This window comes from Acinetobacter sp. YH12151 (assembly GCF_013418355.1).
Taxonomy (GTDB): Bacteria; Pseudomonadota; Gammaproteobacteria; order Pseudomonadales; family Moraxellaceae; genus Acinetobacter; species Acinetobacter pseudolwoffii.
Genome location: NZ_VPCG01000023.1, coordinates 1 through 16,124 on the forward strand (window position 1 = coordinate 1; position 16,124 = coordinate 16,124).

The 16,124-nt window shown below is 37.7% G+C and carries 15 protein-coding genes and 4 pseudogenes; 10 read left to right on the top strand and 9 right to left on the bottom strand.

Annotated features, from left to right (window positions below; genetic code table 11):
* Positions 1-152: pseudogene (locus FTU82_RS09750) on the top strand (IS4 family transposase); the annotation flags it as partial.
* Between the two features lie 188 nt (positions 153-340).
* On the opposite strand, the gene FTU82_RS09755 reads toward FTU82_RS09750, so the two are convergent.
* Positions 341-1,201, bottom strand: a complete 861-nt coding sequence (locus tag FTU82_RS09755; RefSeq protein WP_000027057.1) for a broad-spectrum class A beta-lactamase TEM-1 — start codon at positions 1,199-1,201, stop codon at positions 341-343.
* 182 nt (positions 1,202-1,383) lie between these two features.
* Complete coding sequence (locus FTU82_RS09760; RefSeq protein WP_001217881.1) at positions 1,384-1,941, bottom strand: recombinase family protein; 558 nt, start codon at positions 1,939-1,941, stop codon at positions 1,384-1,386.
* Positions 1,942-2,102: 161 nt separating this feature from the next.
* Between FTU82_RS09760 and FTU82_RS09765 the strand changes: the two are divergent.
* The 3 genes and pseudogenes from FTU82_RS09765 to FTU82_RS09775 all read left to right on the top strand — a co-directional run.
* Positions 2,103-3,164 (top strand): annotated as a pseudogene (locus FTU82_RS09765) (DUF4158 domain-containing protein); the annotation flags it as partial.
* Between the two features lie 64 nt (positions 3,165-3,228).
* Positions 3,229-4,394 (top strand): IS3 family transposase gene (locus FTU82_RS09770; protein WP_180006168.1). Its coding sequence is split into 2 segments (ribosomal slippage): positions 3,229-3,487 and positions 3,487-4,394, totalling 1,167 coding nucleotides; the frame shifts between segments, so codons are not numbered across the junction.
* A 234-nt stretch (positions 4,395-4,628) separates the two neighbouring features.
* The gene (locus tag FTU82_RS09775) at positions 4,629-5,087 is read left to right on the top strand and encodes a DUF523 domain-containing protein (protein ID WP_077170035.1); all 459 of its coding nucleotides are present in this window, start codon (positions 4,629-4,631) and stop codon (positions 5,085-5,087) included.
* Positions 5,088-5,213: 126 nt separating this feature from the next.
* On the opposite strand, the gene FTU82_RS09780 is transcribed toward FTU82_RS09775, so the two are convergent.
* Positions 5,214-6,002, bottom strand: coding sequence for an aminoglycoside adenylyltransferase domain-containing protein (locus FTU82_RS09780; protein ID WP_038350081.1), 789 nt, complete (start codon positions 6,000-6,002; stop codon positions 5,214-5,216).
* A 277-nt stretch (positions 6,003-6,279) separates the two neighbouring features.
* On the opposite strand from FTU82_RS09780, the gene FTU82_RS09785 reads away from it, so the two are divergent.
* Positions 6,280-7,424 (top strand): IS3-like element ISAba14 family transposase gene (locus FTU82_RS09785; protein WP_099046175.1). Its coding sequence is split into 2 segments (ribosomal slippage): positions 6,280-6,544 and positions 6,544-7,424, totalling 1,146 coding nucleotides; the frame shifts between segments, so codons are not numbered across the junction.
* A gap of 172 nt (positions 7,425-7,596) precedes the next feature.
* Here the strand turns inward: FTU82_RS09785 and FTU82_RS09790 are convergent.
* Positions 7,597-7,818, bottom strand: coding sequence for a helix-turn-helix transcriptional regulator (locus FTU82_RS09790; RefSeq protein WP_004658364.1), 222 nt, complete (start codon positions 7,816-7,818; stop codon positions 7,597-7,599).
* Positions 7,819-8,012: 194 nt separating this feature from the next.
* On the opposite strand from FTU82_RS09790, the gene FTU82_RS09795 reads away from it, so the two are divergent.
* Positions 8,013-8,264 carry a hypothetical protein gene (locus FTU82_RS09795; RefSeq protein ID WP_004658363.1) on the top strand — a complete coding sequence of 84 codons (252 nt, stop codon included), beginning with the start codon at positions 8,013-8,015 and terminating at the stop codon, positions 8,262-8,264.
* A 252-nt stretch (positions 8,265-8,516) separates the two neighbouring features.
* Here FTU82_RS09795 and FTU82_RS09800 read toward each other — a convergent pair.
* Positions 8,517-8,660 (bottom strand): annotated as a pseudogene (locus tag FTU82_RS09800) (antitoxin HicB); the annotation flags it as partial.
* Between FTU82_RS09800 and FTU82_RS09805 the strand changes: the two are divergent.
* A pseudogene (locus FTU82_RS09805) lies at positions 8,660-8,884 on the top strand (efflux RND transporter permease subunit); the annotation flags it as partial. The pseudogenes FTU82_RS09800 and FTU82_RS09805 sit on opposite strands and share 1 nt — an antisense overlap.
* A gap of 84 nt (positions 8,885-8,968) precedes the next feature.
* Here FTU82_RS09805 and FTU82_RS09810 read toward each other — a convergent pair.
* Together FTU82_RS09810 and FTU82_RS09815 are read right to left on the bottom strand one after the other, a co-directional pair.
* Positions 8,969-9,856 carry a cation diffusion facilitator family transporter gene (locus FTU82_RS09810; RefSeq protein ID WP_127800877.1) on the bottom strand — a complete coding sequence of 296 codons (888 nt, stop codon included), beginning with the start codon at positions 9,854-9,856 and terminating at the stop codon, positions 8,969-8,971.
* On the bottom strand, positions 9,843-10,574 hold the full coding sequence (locus FTU82_RS09815) for a transglutaminase family protein (protein WP_005245162.1): 732 nt from the start codon (positions 10,572-10,574) through the stop codon (positions 9,843-9,845). Before FTU82_RS09815 ends, FTU82_RS09810 begins: the two co-directional genes overlap by 14 nt.
* 79 nt (positions 10,575-10,653) lie before the next feature.
* Between FTU82_RS09815 and FTU82_RS09820 the strand changes: the two genes are divergently transcribed.
* Entirely contained in the window at positions 10,654-11,067 is a 414-nt protein-coding gene (locus tag FTU82_RS09820) for a Cd(II)/Pb(II)-responsive transcriptional regulator (RefSeq protein ID WP_179989169.1), read from the top strand.
* Between the two features lie 41 nt (positions 11,068-11,108).
* Here the strand turns inward: FTU82_RS09820 and FTU82_RS09825 are convergent, their stop codons facing one another.
* Both FTU82_RS09825 and FTU82_RS09830 read right to left on the bottom strand, forming a co-directional pair.
* Positions 11,109-12,308 (bottom strand): integrase arm-type DNA-binding domain-containing protein, encoded by a 1,200-nt coding sequence (locus FTU82_RS09825; RefSeq protein ID WP_005245164.1) that lies wholly within the window; start codon positions 12,306-12,308, stop codon positions 11,109-11,111.
* Between the two features lie 393 nt (positions 12,309-12,701).
* Positions 12,702-13,415: a phosphoribosyltransferase gene (locus FTU82_RS09830; protein WP_001986287.1), complete on the bottom strand. Its 714-nt coding sequence runs from the start codon at positions 13,413-13,415 to the stop codon at positions 12,702-12,704.
* An 858-nt stretch (positions 13,416-14,273) separates the two neighbouring features.
* Between FTU82_RS09830 and FTU82_RS09840 the strand changes: the two genes are divergently transcribed.
* The gene (locus FTU82_RS09840) at positions 14,274-14,984 is read left to right on the top strand and encodes a hypothetical protein (RefSeq protein WP_001052588.1); all 711 of its coding nucleotides are present in this window, start codon (positions 14,274-14,276) and stop codon (positions 14,982-14,984) included.
* A 12-nt stretch (positions 14,985-14,996) separates the two neighbouring features.
* The gene (locus tag FTU82_RS09845; protein ID WP_002046586.1) at positions 14,997-16,103 is read left to right on the top strand and encodes an ImmA/IrrE family metallo-endopeptidase; all 1,107 of its coding nucleotides are present in this window, start codon (positions 14,997-14,999) and stop codon (positions 16,101-16,103) included.
* Positions 16,104-16,124: the final 21 nt, after the last annotated feature.

Below are 16,124 nucleotides of genomic sequence, written 5' to 3' on the forward strand. Positions count from 1 at the left end.
ATGGACGACTCTCAATGAGTTTATTTCGCTATGGTTTAGACTATGTTCAAATGGCGATTCAGCGTTTAATTGGTTTTGGGAAAAAAGAAGAGTTTAAGGAAATTTTGGCAATTTTAAGAAGGCAGAACCCTGATAGGATAAGGGTTCTGTGAAATTTGTCGTGTACAGAGCTCTAAACTGCAAAACACTATACGGGGTCTGACGCTCAGTGGAACGAAAACTCACGTTAAGGGATTTTGGTCATGAGATTATCAAAAAGGATCTTCACCTAGATCCTTTTAAATTAAAAATGAAGTTTTAAATCAATCTAAAGTATATATGAGTAAACTTGGTCTGACAGTTACCAATGCTTAATCAGTGAGGCACCTATCTCAGCGATCTGTCTATTTCGTTCATCCATAGTTGCCTGACTCCCCGTCGTGTAGATAACTACGATACGGGAGGGCTTACCATCTGGCCCCAGTGCTGCAATGATACCGCGAGACCCACGCTCACCGGCTCCAGATTTATCAGCAATAAACCAGCCAGCCGGAAGGGCCGAGCGCAGAAGTGGTCCTGCAACTTTATCCGCCTCCATCCAGTCTATTAATTGTTGCCGGGAAGCTAGAGTAAGTAGTTCGCCAGTTAATAGTTTGCGCAACGTTGTTGCCATTGCTGCAGGCATCGTGGTGTCACGCTCGTCGTTTGGTATGGCTTCATTCAGCTCCGGTTCCCAACGATCAAGGCGAGTTACATGATCCCCCATGTTGTGCAAAAAAGCGGTTAGCTCCTTCGGTCCTCCGATCGTTGTCAGAAGTAAGTTGGCCGCAGTGTTATCACTCATGGTTATGGCAGCACTGCATAATTCTCTTACTGTCATGCCATCCGTAAGATGCTTTTCTGTGACTGGTGAGTACTCAACCAAGTCATTCTGAGAATAGTGTATGCGGCGACCGAGTTGCTCTTGCCCGGCGTCAACACGGGATAATACCGCGCCACATAGCAGAACTTTAAAAGTGCTCATCATTGGAAAACGTTCTTCGGGGCGAAAACTCTCAAGGATCTTACCGCTGTTGAGATCCAGTTCGATGTAACCCACTCGTGCACCCAACTGATCTTCAGCATCTTTTACTTTCACCAGCGTTTCTGGGTGAGCAAAAACAGGAAGGCAAAATGCCGCAAAAAAGGGAATAAGGGCGACACGGAAATGTTGAATACTCATACTCTTCCTTTTTCAATATTATTGAAGCATTTATCAGGGTTATTGTCTCATGAGCGGATACATATTTGAATGTATTTAGAAAAATAAACAAATAGGGGTTCCGCGCACATTTCCCCGAAAAGTGCCACCTGACGTCTAAGAAACCATTATTATCATGACATTAACCTATAAAAATAGGCGTATCACGAGGCCCTTTCGTCTTCAAGAATTTTATAAACCGTGGAGCGGGCAATACTGAGCTGATGAGCAATTTCCGTTGCACCAGTGCCCTTCTGATGAAGCGTCAGCACGACGTTCCTGTCCACGGTACGCCTGCGGCCAAATTTGATTCCTTTCAGCTTTGCTTCCTGTCGGCCCTCATTCGTGCGCTCTAGGATCCTCCGGCGTTCAGCCTGTGCCACAGCCGACAGGATGGTGACCACCATTTGCCCCATATCACCGTCGGTACTGATCCCGTCGTCAATAAACCGAACCGCTACACCCTGAGCATCAAACTCTTTTATCAGTTGGATCATGTCGGCGGTGTCGCGGCCAAGACGGTCGAGCTTCTTCACCAGAATGACATCACCTTCCTCCACCTTCATCCTCAGCAAATCCAGCCCTTCCCGATCTGTTGAACTGCCGGATGCCTTGTCGGTAAAGATGCGGTTAGCTTTTACCCCTGCATCTTTGAGCGCTCTGATCTGAATATCGAGGGACTGCTGGCTGGTTGAGACCCGCGCATAACCAAAAATTCGCATAAAAATGTACCTTAAATCGAATATCAGACACGATGTGTCTATTATGCCAAAATGACGATTTAATGGACACTCAAACGAAGCCGTTTTACTATGTCTGATAATTTATAATATTTCGAACGGTTGCAGTTGTGTTAAAAAAGCCGTCAGGCAGGGAGGCCGATATGCCCGTTGATTTTTTGACCACTGAGCAGGTTGAGAGTTATGGCAGGTTCACTGGCGAACCCGATGAACTTCAGCTGGCGCGTTATTTTCATCTTGATGAAGCGGATAAAGAATTTATCGGGAAAAGCCGGGGTGATCACAATCGACTTGGTATTGCCCTGCAAATCGGGTGTGTGCGTTTTCTGGGCACTTTTCTTACTGACATGAATCATATTCCTTCCGGCGTCCGGCATTTTACCGCCAGACAGCTCGGGATTCGTGATATCACCGTTCTTGCAGAATACGGTCAGAGGGAAAATACCCGCCGTGAGCATGCAGCGCTGATACGTCAGCACTATCAGTATCGTGAATTTGCCTGGCCCTGGACATTTCGCCTTACCCGTCTTTTATATACCCGGAGCTGGATAAGCAACGAACGTCCTGGCCTGCTTTTCGACCTGGCGACAGGGTGGCTTATGCAACATCGTATTATTCTCCCCGGAGCCACCACGCTGACCCGGTTGATTTCAGAGGTAAGGGAAAAGGCGACGTTGCGCCTGTGGAACAAACTGGCACTGATACCGTCAGCCGAACAGCGTTCACAGCTGGAGATGCTGCTGGGGCCAACTGATTGCAGCCGCCTGTCTTTACTGGAATCACTGAAAAAAGGCCCTGTGACCATCAGTGGTCCGGCGTTTAATGAAGCAATTGAACGCTGGAAAACTCTGAACGATTTTGGCCTGCATGCTGAAAACCTGAGTACACTCCCGGCTGTGCGCCTGAAAAATCTCGCACGTTATGCTGGTATGACTTCGGTGTTCAATATTGCCAGGATGTCACCGCAGAAAAGGATGGCGGTTCTGGTTGCCTTTGTCCTTGCATGGGAAACGCTGGCGCTGGATGATGCACTGGACGTTCTGGACGCCATGCTGGCCGTTATCATCCGTGACGCCAGAAAGATTGGGCAGAAAAAACGGCTCCGCTCGCTGAAGGATCTGGATAAATCTGCATTGGCGCTCGCCAGCGCATGTTCGTACTTGCTGAAAGAAGAAACACCGGACGAATCGATTCGTGCTGAGGTGATGTGTGCTTAAAAAACAGGAGGGTTTAACTTGGTAAACTATACATACTCATTAGGAGTTTACCATGAGCAAGAAACAGAAGACTTACACCGCAGAATTTAAAGCTGAAGCCATAAAAGCCATTGAAGAGAACCAAGGTAATGTATCGGAATCCGCTAGACAACTTGGCATTTCAATGCAAACCCTTTCGAACTGGAATAACAAAGCAAAGGCTGGAACTTTAGCAGGCACAAAACAGTATTCGCCCGATCTAAACGCCTTACTCGAAGAAAATAAGAAGCTTAAACAACAGCTCAAAACAGCTGAAATGGAACGTGAATTTTTAAAAAAGGCAGCAGCGTACTTTGCCAAAGAAAGTCAGTGAGGTACGCCTATATGAAATCGCAAAGCCACTTATTTCCGATTATTTTAATGGCTCGATTACTTCGTGTATCCGTTTCTCGCTTTTATGATTGGCTAAAGCGAGGCATGAGTAAAAGATCAATTCAGCGAAATCAGCAGACAATTTTGGTCAAAATAGCCCATGAAGAAACCAAACAAAGCTATGGCTATGTTCGATTAACCAAGCATTTACAAGCGCAAGGTATCAAAATAAGTACGTATGCTGTGCGCCAAATAAAAAAATCAAATCAGTTGTATTGTAAGCGCCATAAGCGTTTCAAAAGAACCACGAACAGTGATCACAACCGTTCTATTTATGACAATTTACTCAAGCAACAGTTTTCAATGACGAAGCCTAATCTTGCGTGGTCGAGTGACATTACCTACATTTGGACGGCTGAGGGCTGGTTGTACTTGGCAGCTGTCAAAGATCTTTACACGAAACAGGTTGTTGGCTATAGCTTAAATGAGCGCATGACAGCCAAGCTTGTTTGTGATGCATTGAATATGGCTATTCGCAATCAGAAACCTGCTAAAGATCTCATTGTACATTCAGATAGAGGCAGCCAATATTGCAGTAATGAATATCGAAACTTACTTGAGAAATTTGATTTTCAGGGTTCAATGAGCAAAAAAGGCGACTGCTTTGATAATGCACCGATAGAGAGTTTCTGGGGCATACTCAAAAATGAACTAGTCCATCATCGCAACTACAAAACAAGGGAAGAAGCCAAAGCGGATATTACAAAATATATAGAGTTATTTTATAATCAGGGAAGAATTCAAAAAGGCTTGGATTTTAAGACACCAAATCAAATGGCAGAAGACTTTTATCGGTTAGCTGCCTAGAATCTCCCAAGTGAAAGTCTCCTGCTAATTCAGCACACATCACTGTTGATAAATTTTCTAAACAAAAAGGATCAAACTAATCTATAAGCTTTGTGGGTTAGAAAAAAAATAACTCACTTTGCATTGATCATATTTAAATTCTTGTTTTATCCATAGCACTAACCTATTAATTTTAAAAAATAATAGGTACTGGCTAAATAGCAAATCGATACATATCTTTTTCATAGAGGAAATATGATTTTAGTAAGTTCTTGTCTGGCTGGCTTAAAGGTACGTTATAACGGGACGCATAGCTTAAACGAAAAAATCGAAAAATTAGTCAAAGATGGAAAAGCTACTATGGTATGTCCAGAGATTCTTGGCGGTTTATCAACACCACGCGAACCTGCCGAGATTTCGGGAGGTAATGGCGATGATGTCTTAGATGGAAAAGCCTGTGTAATTGAAAAATCAGGAAAGGATGTGACTTCAATCTATATTGAAGGGGCATATAGAACTTTAAAAAAAGTTCAATTATTAAAAGCTACTCTGGTAGTGCTTAAAGAAAATAGCCCTTCATGTGGTAGTTCAATGATTTACGATGGTCAATTTAATGGGAATAAGATCTATGGCAATGGAGTTACCTCCGCTTTGCTTAAACGTCATAATATAAAAGTCATTTCAGAAGAAACTTTTTGGCAACTTTTACCCTAGTTCCTCCGCTTTTATTTAAAATCTTCATGCAACTCCAACCACGCCCCCCTTTGCAATATCAAGTCTCTTCGGTATTTAGAGATATAGTGAGGTAATAATCTAAGAAGCATATCCATTACTTCCACATCAGTTAAAAAGTAGTGGTTCAATTTTATGCTGTAATTCTTTAACAATTTTAGCAAGCTGATCATGTAAAACTAACCAACATTGCTCATGACCTTGCCCAATATATTCATCTATTATGAGTTGCAAAATGTCTTGATCTATCTGACTTAAGAATTCTAAAAACCATGTCGCAGCAACATCCTTGGCAACTATTGTTTTATGATCTAATGTATAAGCTATACGGCATAGCGCTAAAATTTGATTACATTCATCCTGATCGTCTTTCCAATGAGCAATAATTTGTGGATAAGTTTTTTGCATGGCAAATATTAATTGTTCATAGCTAATTGGATTTAACCAATCGCAAATATCAGGTCCAAAGATAGTAATGTTATGTAATTGGGCAGTTTTAAGTAAAATACTAATATCTGGATCAGATTGACTATAAAGTAATTCACCTTTGAGTAATTCTTCTCTCAACCACTCGCCATATTGTAGCTGATATGTATATGGATGATTTTTATTGGTAATACTCCCTTTTTCTAATATCGTAATTTCTAAGGCACGCGCTGTAGCATGACCAATCGGAACAGATATATTTAGAAAATTCTGCGCTAATTGTTTTCTTTCCTGATCGGTAATTTCACGTTCAATAATAACTAAAATATCAAGATCACTTTTATGTTTTAAACCACCATCAACATACGAACCATATAAATAAATAGCATAAAGCTTATCTTTAAAATTTTTTTGTAAAAGCTGTTTTACACTTTCAACTTGGCGACACTCTTCATCATTTAAGCTTTGCATATGATTTTTAATTTAAAAAAATAAGTAATGAATTCATAGAGCATTATACAGAATAAGTGTAAATAATTTAATCAATTAGTAAATAACATACTATTTTTACAATATATTTACTTTCAATATAGAGTTTAATACATAAAACTCTATCAATCAAAAAAAGCTTGAAACAACATCTGAATAGTAAGAGTCATTTCCTCCTCACTTAGAGATGGATCCGGAAATTTGAACAACTCCTATAAGTGATACTCTGCTCCTCAAATGATGTTATAAACATCAATATATGGAGTATTTTATGGCACGTAGACCAAGAAGAAATCATTCAAACGACTTTAAGGCTAAGGTAGCACTTGCTGCGATCAAAGCAGAAAAAACACTTGCTGAATTGAGTTCTGAGTTTGATGTTCATCAAAACCAAATTATTGACTGGAAAAATCAATTGATCTCAGCTTCCTCACAAGCTTTCGATCAATCAAAAGCTCCATCAGAACCTCCCATTGATCTTAAAAAGTTACATGCAAAAATCGGTGAGCAGGCATTAGAAATTGATTTTTTAGAAGGTGTGTTGAAGAAACTGGGCCGCTTCAACCACAAAAGTTAATCGATCACTCACTTCAGATTTCAGTATCTAAACAAGCTAAGTTACTGAAAGTCTCTCGTGGTTGTTATTATTATCGCCCAAAACCTGTTAGCTCATCAGATCTGAAGCTGATGCGATGTATTGATGAATTACATATGCAATATCCTTTTGCAGGCAGTCGTATGATGCGTGATTTGTTGAATCGTCAAGGGCATCATATAGGACGACGTCATACACGTACTTTAATGAAGAAAATGGGTATTCAGGCGTTATATTGCAAACCAAATTTAAGCCAGGCTAATCAAGCTCACCGTAAATATCCATATCTGCTCAAAGGATTGGCTATTCAGCGCAGTAATCAAGTGTGGTCTACTGATATAACGTATATCCCTATGGCAAAAGGCTTTGTTTATTTATGTGCTGTGATTGATTGGCATAGCCGCAAGGTACTTGCGCATAGGGTATCGATTAGTATGGAGGTGGATTTTTGTATTTCGGCTTTAAATGAAGCGATTGAAAAATATGGATCACCTGAAATATTGAATACAGACCAAGGCAGTCAGTTCACCAGTGATGCATTTATTGATGTATTGAAATCAAATGGCATTCAAATCAGTATGGATGGTAAAGGTCGATGGGTAGATAATGTGATGGTTGAACGATTATGGCGGAGCGTTAAATATGAAGAGGTGTATCTCAAAGCTTATAGCAGTGTCACAGATGCGAAAAAGCAATTGAGTGCATATTTTGAGTTTTATAATCTGAAACGACCTCATTCGAGTCTAGACAAAATGACACCAAATGAGTTTTACTATGATCAGCTACCCCAACAAAACAAGGTGGCTTAACTAGAGCGGAATATCACTTATAAATACGCTTTTAGTTGTTCAAACAAGTGGAACCACCTCTGTTTGTAATGATATTTTATAAAATTCAATATTAGATCTGCAGAGAAAAACTTATCAAACTAAGTATTGGCTAGTCTTTTTCTTCGAAAAACTTATCAAACGAAGTATTAAGTTAATCTTTTTCTTCAACTTCTTCCTTAAACTCAAACAAATCATTCATCGTACAGTTAAAGTACTTACACAACTTATCGGCGACTGGTAATTCAATACGTACAGCACGGTCATAATACATACTTGTGAGCGTGTTGCGATTGATACCTGTTGCATGCACCACTTCACTTAATTTTAAAATTTTTCTATCGCCCATGAGGCTAGATAACTTACAAGTAATCATATTTAAATTAATTTACAAAAAATAACTTGCTGTGGGTTATTTGAAGTTGTTGACTGAGTAATACTTTGCTAAAATTAACCTACAGCAGGTTATTACAACTTATAGAAAGTATATTTTATCCATTTCAACTAAATTATAACTTTTTAAATATAAGGATTGAACCTGCATTAGATTATTTTGTGGAGATGACCGCCGTGTTACCAAATGAGTTATTGATCAGCCAGCAAGCTCGTGACTTAGGAAATCAATTAATTAAAGAAATGAACATCAATAGAAGTTATGGAATGGCTAATTTTCTTGGAGTAAATACTTGCTATGATAATCATCAGGCTGTACTTATTTGGACATTTCAACTGCTTGAAAGGGAACCTGCCTTAAATGAATTAGCAGAAATTAAAAAATATTTTCTTTTAATCTTTCCAGATAGTGTTTATCAATTAGCCTAAGTTGTTTTTAAAATTAATTTATTAAATAAAAAGCACTAAATCAAAGAAAGCTTTATTTAAAAATACCTATTAATTCAAAAACATACCATTTACTGAATATATGAAGCATAGGTTCCTGCTCTATCACTCACTCGTACTAAAATTACATCGCTCTTTTTACTGATACTAAACAATTTATGTCCACGCCACGTTCTGCGGCTTCGAGGGCTAGTTTTTGTTGAACCACTGAGAACAAGGACAACAAACTGCCTACTATATTTTCCCGGAGAGTGGTGTAGGAACTTTTTCATTATTGCTAATCATATCAGCGACAACATCAGCAACGAGCTCCTCTATTCCTGAGAATGCTTTAGACTGATCCGCATCAAGCCAAGACAATGATGGAAACTCAGCACATCATTCGTTTAAGACCTATTTTAATGACGGCACTGGTCGCAAGTTTAGGTTTTATTCCAATGGCGTTAAACACTGGAATTGGTGCAGAAGTACAACGACCACTAGCAACAGTTGTTATCGGCGGTATTGTATCTTCTACAATTTTAACTTTGTTTGTATTGCCTATTTTATATCAATGGGCGCATGGCTCTGAGAGTAGCAAACAGCAATCCGACGAAATTTAAAATCAAAAAAAGCAGCTTAATTACTAGGTTATGCCTAATTAAGCTGCTTTTAATATTGTATGCCCAACATTTTATTGATAAAGCTTACTGCGCTTCATCCCGACAATTTTCATTTAAAAACTCAAACTCTATCGTTGTATGCGATAAATGATAGGAAGATAATTTAGCTGCAACTTCTTGTTTAAGCCTAATTAATTCTTTAACGTCAAAGTTGTCACTCAGCTCAAGGTGCGCTGTTAAAACGTGACTTTCACCATCTAGTGACCAAAAGTGCATGTGGTGGATACCATTAACTTCAGGAAATTCCATTAGTGATAGTTTAATACGCTTTTGAGTCTCTTTATCGGGTGCAGCTTGAAGAAATAAAACGAGTGTTGATTTCAGGTTTTTGAAAACATTAAACAAGATGAACAGCGTGAACCCTATTGATAAAAGGGGATCTAATATCGGCAGTTCAGCGAACAACAGTACGATAGAGACTATAAGAACGGCAACCCATCCAAGTACATCTTCAAGAAGGTGCCATGTCAGCACTTTCTCATTTAATGTTTCACCCGCTTTTAATTTTAATACAGCATATCCGTTAACGGCAACGCCGAGTATCGCTAGCCCTAACATCCCCTCGACTACAGGCATTTCAGGATTGGACAGCTTTGGAATTGCTTCAAATAAAATCCAAATTGAGCCAATGATTAAAACAATACTGTTTATCAATGCGCCAAAGAGAGTAAGTCTACGATAACCATAACTAAACTTATCTGATGCTTCTTTATCTGAAAAACGACTTAAAATCCACGCAAAACCTATTGAAAGACTATCACCAAGATCGTGAACTGCATCTGCCATTATCGCCGTACTGTTAGTGAGCCAACCACCTATAAATTCGATAATAGTGAATGTCACATTAAGGAAAAATGCCCAACCAATACGGTCATCTTTACCATGTTGATGACTATGATTATGGTTGTGCATTTTGTACCTCTAGTACTTTTCTATTTCTTAGTTTTGATACATTCATATTAATCAAGTGACGTATCAAGCGTTGATATATCCAGCGTTTGAACCCCGACAAGTTAGTCCCTTTTTCGAGATAGAACTCATCAGGGGAATCATAAAGCCCAAAGTCATCATGAATACCTTCTTTTTGAATATAGGTATTTTCTCCACGCCAATCTGTATCTGGTGATGAAAAGCACTTTGTTGCAACACCATAACCACAAAAATCATCTTTTACTTGGTCAAATTTCTCCTGTAGAGAGCTTAAGTATTGCTCATCCAATATAAAGCCCTCTAAGTTTATCCAACGCCCTTCAAAGTAAACTTCTACCCAACTATGAATGATGTATTTAGGTGCTAACCAAAATACATAGCTTGGGATAGCACCTTTTTGTAGTTGCTGGTCTATGGTAAACCCATGAAATCGGCATTGAATGCCTAGTCCACGCAATAGTGCCATTAACAGATTACCCTTAGTATTACATTGTCCATAACCATCTGCTAGCACATCGCTTGCTGCAATATCATCGCTTTCATTATAACCAAAGAAAATCTCATCTTTTACAAACTGATAAGCGGCACCAATTTTGTTGAAGTTATCCAAGTTTTTCCACCTACGTTGATCGATCAAGGATTGGATATCTTTGTGTTCAAAATTAACGATATTCGTATTGTTTAAATATTTCTCAGTCATTTTTTATATATCCTTTTCGTTGCATACTTATACTATAGACTCTATAGTAACTATAGAGTCAAATGTCTGGGGGAAATTGATGAAAATAGGCGAATTGTCAAAAAAATCGGGCTGTTCAATACAAACGATTAGATATTATGAAAGAGAAGGATTTCTGTTAAATCCAAATCGTTCAGAAGGTAATTTCAGGCTGTATGATAGCAAAGCACTTAAACAATTGGAATTCGTAAAGCATTGTCGCAGCCTAGATATATCACTCAATGATATTAAACGTCTTATCGAATTAAAAAATAAGCCAGAAGAAAGCTGCTCTAGCGTTAATGCATTAATTGATCAGCAACTTGCACTAGTGAATAAACGCATGAAAGAATTAAGGGCGCTTAAAGCTGAATTACAACAAATGGCTAGTGCTTGTGGTTCGAACAACCCAACATACTCATTATATTCTGCTGACCATGTAACACGGCAAGTATATTGTTTACTATCCATTTGAAACCCCATAATGTTTTAAGTCTATGTATAAAAGTACGATTTTCACTTAGCAGTACTTAAATAATCACCCCACCACTGCATCATTTCAGTCCGCTGGGCTAAATAGTCAGCGTGATTATAGCTGGCACGGGTACGGTTCTTATCAATATGTGAAAGTTGTGCCTCAATCCAGTTATCCTGGAACAAACCTGAGTCATTCAAAATGGTACTAAAAGTGGAACGTAGTCCATGAGAGGATAATTGATGTTTTCCATAGCCCATCTTACGTATAGCCATATTTAATGTATTAAAATGAATCGGTTGATTATGTTTCCGTGGGCTAGCAAAAATGTACTTTTCACCGTATGACCATTGCATGACGTCTTTTAAAATATCTAAAGCCTGATCTGAAAGTGGAACTAAGAAGTCGGGAATCTCATGGCCTAATATGACTTTTCGTCGAAACTGTTTAATATGCAAGGCAGGTATTTTCCAGACTTTTTCATTTAAATCAAAATGATGAGGCTCAGCCAATAACAATTCAGCCCCTCGCACGCCAGTATGTAATTTGAACAGCAGTGCTTTTTTAATAATCGGATGGGCATCCAATTTTTGTAATTTATACTTAAAATCAGATATATCCTCCGCTTTCAAATACGGATAATTTTTCTTGATTTTACTGTTAATGGCGATTTTATTTAAACCATGCGCGATGTTGAATTCACAATAACCCATCGCTACAGCGTAGTCATAAATTTGGTTCAAATAACTACAAGCTTTCTTGACAGGTTCTTTTACTTGGCGTCCCTCTATTTTTTTGATTACTGAAACCAGGTCATAACGCTTGATGTTTTGAAAAGGTAGATCCTGAAGGTCTGGATAAATATCTTGCTGTAAGCATCTTTCTGCTAACTGTAGTACACCACAGCGGGGTAGATCGTTGAAGGCATTTTTCAGTTTGAACTGTAACCACTCCTCCCCGACCTTACCAAAGGTGATGACATTAGAGGCAGTATCTTGTTCAAAACAGAAATCATTGTCTTTAAAGTCATCTCTGACTTGTCGTGCCTTTTTCAGCGATAAATCAGGATAACGACCTAACTGAATGCGTCGACGTTTTTTAGTTTGTGGATCTGTATAGCGATAGCACCAAGATTTTCTTCCACTCGGCTCAATCTTCAGGCTAAGCCCATCTTCATCGGATAAAAAACTGGTTTTTTCCTTACAATGAGCTTGGCGAACTTTAATTTCAGTAAGACTCATGGAATTTAAATGAAACCTAACAATGGGTTGATTGGATCAATTATATCAAAATAGAACGCTTTATGTATGATGCGTACACTACGCATCATATATATTTGTAATATATTGTTTTATATATTTAATATTTTAAGTATTTGTATTTTAGTAACCATTATAAGTACCACCTCTTCTTTAAGTTCCCAACAACTCACTTTTTCTGTCATCAATGTTAAATAAGTCTTGTGCTTTAAATTCTTAGATGACCTCCTCTACCCTTTATTATCATTTTTATAAAAGTAACTATATGTACTCATTAAAATTTGTAGAGCTCAAAAACAAAAAAGACCGCTATATAGCAGTCTTTTAACTTAATTAAATAATAATTAATTCATTTTCATCATAAGTGCATAAGCATCACGTTTGTTTTGACGCAATGATTCTATCTCGGACTTCGTCAGCTGTTTTACGAGAGTTGAGGATATACTTTGCTTCCCACTCTGTGAGCCTTTCGAAATCGTACCCGTAAATCGATTTCCACCATGCTTCAAGATTACCATATACATCCCTCAATTGCTGAAGAGTTTCTTTACTTAGAGCTAATTGTGATGAGTATTGTTTACCCGTCAGTGCATATGCTCCAATAACTTTATTCGTCCCAGTTGTTTCAATATGACCTTTTAATGCTGCAAAAGTACCACCTTGGGTCTGGGTATCATCAACAATAATAACACATTTATCATTGTTTATTGTCCCATCAAATGCTGGTGGGTTGGCTAATCTATGCCACCCATCACCGCCAGTTCTTGATACTTTTATAGCTTGAACTATATTCGTATCAACTTCAAGCCCAAGTTTCTTTGCTATAACTGCTGAAGTAGCTAAAGGAATCATATTACGACCGACTGCTTCCTCAGCATGTACAGGTACTATAATAGTTTCCCGACCATCGATAATTCTTTCTAGTTCAGCAATCGCCTCATCCGAAACTAAATCTTTAGCTAAAATATACGCACTTTCAACATCCCCTGCTTTAGCAGCTTCATACATGTAATGAGAGGTTGCATCTCCAAGACCACGGTCAATAACCGTTTTAGGAAACATATTCCAATCTGTGCGATATAACTTCATATTTTTAAATAAGTTTTAATGATGGCTAGCATTAAATTTTACACTAAATTTACCGCTAGCATCTCTTGGATATTATTTTTCGTATCAGGCAGCACTCTCAAAAGCCGTTTGTTTGGACAGTCCCCATGATCATACACGAGGCAGCTTCAAATACTTATGGGCCCATCCTATCCAGTTGTATCTTCTTGCATCACATGAATATTGTATACTCATTTTGACTACTTGAAAATTATGGAACAACGTCAATAAAAACAATAACTCTAGAGTCTTTAGTCGACATTCCTAAAAAGGTAAATTCAACATTTCTTTCCATATCATTTCTTTGTGTCTCTGGATGAACAAAAGAAACATAGCTTATTTCAAAGAATCGGGCTAGGGTTTTTATGCCAATGATTTTGTTCTCTTCATTAGCAATTAAAACATCTAATTCCAGATCAAACTCTTCTAATTATTTAATTAAATCTTTAACTTTCATTTTACTATCAACCTCTATGAATTATTTAAAAAATTAGCACAATGAAACTTGTGAAAAAAATGGATTTGAACAAAATTTTTTAGCAAAAAAAGCATAGCAACCAGAAAAACCTTTCCAGCAATCAACAAAAATATCCCCGTGTGCTTCCAGTTTACAACATTTTGACTACCACACTGCCCACAGTAGTAATAATAGCCTTTGATACGGCCACCGCATTCAGGACAATTTTTATGATTAATGAATAAGTTACTCAACGTCTCTTCTCCAAAATTCTTATTATCAAGTTGTAAGTGAAGATAGCACACATTTATAAAAAATGTCTTTTTTAAAACATCAAAAGATGTTATAAAAAAGACATTCGCTACTTTAGGATAACTTTTAAGATGAATTTAAATCTCCTTGATGAAGAATCAATCCAACCTTCTGAACCCACGCCATGTGATTTTTTCAAAGGTGAAAATGCTATCAAAAAAGCTAAACAGTTAGGATTACCTGATCTCGAGTTAGTCAGAAACGCAATTATGATCGGTGATGCTGACTATAGAACAAATACTCACTATAACCGTGCACGCTTTATTGCACGATGGGGAAAAATTGGAGAACAGATTGCTTTACTGCTTCGACAATCTGATCCTGCTTGGATATTCCACAATGACAGCCAGCCAAGAATTGAGAATACAGTAAAGAAAATACAAATTATCTTTATGAGCGGGAATATTGCATTGGGGTTAGCTGATCAAGTTGTATCAGCACACTGTGAAAAAGGATTAATGACATTAAATAATATTAAGGAGAATCAGTCTGCTTATGATGATGAGACAAAATTGAGAACATGGATTTTATACTTTCCTTCAGCATCACATCCAGCCTATAAAGACATTGATATCCCAAATATTCCTTTTGAATTTGCATACCCAACTAGCTTCGTACAGGACTTAAAAGCGAAAAAAATTTCAATTTTACCAAGTGACCATACTTGCAGAATTGCATTTGAAATAGATAATACAGTTCCTGTAAAAACTGATCCTAAGCCAGTATTGGAACCATCTAATGAAATTAAACCAGATGATTTTGATATTCAGCTTGTAGTTTAATCTGAGGTTAATGTGTTTAATAAAGATCGTTTACGTATTGCTAAAGAATTACGAGGACTTAGCAATACCGATTTCGCAGAAAAATTGAGTTGCTCTATCTCTAAGGTAAAGCAACTTTTAGACGTGGATAAAGAAATCAATGAAAATGATCAAGATGATATATGCCGTGTATTAAATTTACCCAAGTCATTCTTTGCAGGTAATGACACACAACCACATGAAACAGACCAAATCTTCTATAGATCGGTTGCTCGTATTAAAGCACAGCATAGAAAAGCTAATGAGGCATATACTCTTTTAGCAATAAATATTAACAAGTACTTAAATCAGAAAGTAAAGTTACCTACTTTTCACCGTCCTGATTTAGATATTACTGAGTTTTTGGGTGAATCTAAGTATGCCGATCACCTAGCGTCAGAGTTGAGAGGTTTATGGGCTTTAGGTAATCAACCTATTAATAACATTGTTTCGTTGTGTGAGCTAAAGGGAATCCGTGTCTTTAGATTACCGACTGAAATTCGAGAAATTGATGCACTATCTTTTTTTGATGATGAAAGTGGTAGCCCTTTCATATTTCTAAATACATTTAAGTCTGCCGAAAGAGCCCGCTTCGATTGTGCACACGAACTTGGTCATATCGTTATGCATACGCATAACAAAAAAATTCGTGTCGAGAAAGATAATCGTGTTCTCGAAACTGAAGCGGATCAATTTTCATCTGAATTTTTAATGCCAACAGATGCATTTCTTTCTACTGCTCCACGCTATTTTTCACTAGAAAATATGATTGAGTATAAAAAGATTTGGCGAACATCCCTGAAGGCTATTAACTATAAAGCTCACAAGCTGGGATTAGTTAGTGATTGGGTTAATCGTAGTAACTCTATAAAGATCAATTCGTTGGGCTACAACATTAATGAACCTGAAGAAACTCATCGAGATGAGAGTTTGATGTTGCCCAAAATTATCTCTGTTTTAGCCTCACAACCATCTTTTGATAAAAATAAAATGCTTGATGAAATTGGAATCTCTGAAGAAGATTTTAATCAATTAACATTTGATGCTTTAGTTAAAGTTGAGCCCCCGAAGAAAAAACATAAGTTATATATTGTCGAGTAATACAAACCTTCCTTAAAAATA

What these genes read in the sequence shown, in the direction of transcription:
- FTU82_RS09755 (WP_000027057.1), bottom strand. Translation starts at nt 1,201, where the DNA reads ATGAGTATTCAACATTTCCGTGTCGCCCTTATTCCCTTTTTTGCGGCA.
- FTU82_RS09760 (WP_001217881.1), bottom strand. Translation starts at nt 1,941, where the DNA reads ATGCGAATTTTTGGTTATGCGCGGGTCTCAACCAGCCAGCAGTCCCTC.
- FTU82_RS09775 (WP_077170035.1), top strand. Translation starts at nt 4,629, where the DNA reads ATGATTTTAGTAAGTTCTTGTCTGGCTGGCTTAAAGGTACGTTATAAC.
- FTU82_RS09780 (WP_038350081.1), bottom strand. Translation starts at nt 6,002, where the DNA reads ATGCAAAGCTTAAATGATGAAGAGTGTCGCCAAGTTGAAAGTGTAAAA.
- FTU82_RS09790 (WP_004658364.1), bottom strand. Translation starts at nt 7,818, where the DNA reads ATGATTACTTGTAAGTTATCTAGCCTCATGGGCGATAGAAAAATTTTA.
- FTU82_RS09810 (WP_127800877.1), bottom strand. Translation starts at nt 9,856, where the DNA reads ATGCACAACCATAATCATAGTCATCAACATGGTAAAGATGACCGTATT.
- FTU82_RS09815 (WP_005245162.1), bottom strand. Translation starts at nt 10,574, where the DNA reads ATGACTGAGAAATATTTAAACAATACGAATATCGTTAATTTTGAACAC.
- FTU82_RS09820 (WP_179989169.1), top strand. Translation starts at nt 10,654, where the DNA reads ATGAAAATAGGCGAATTGTCAAAAAAATCGGGCTGTTCAATACAAACG.
- FTU82_RS09825 (WP_005245164.1), bottom strand. Translation starts at nt 12,308, where the DNA reads ATGAGTCTTACTGAAATTAAAGTTCGCCAAGCTCATTGTAAGGAAAAA.
- FTU82_RS09830 (WP_001986287.1), bottom strand. Translation starts at nt 13,415, where the DNA reads ATGAAGTTATATCGCACAGATTGGAATATGTTTCCTAAAACGGTTATT.
- FTU82_RS09840 (WP_001052588.1), top strand. Translation starts at nt 14,274, where the DNA reads ATGAATTTAAATCTCCTTGATGAAGAATCAATCCAACCTTCTGAACCC.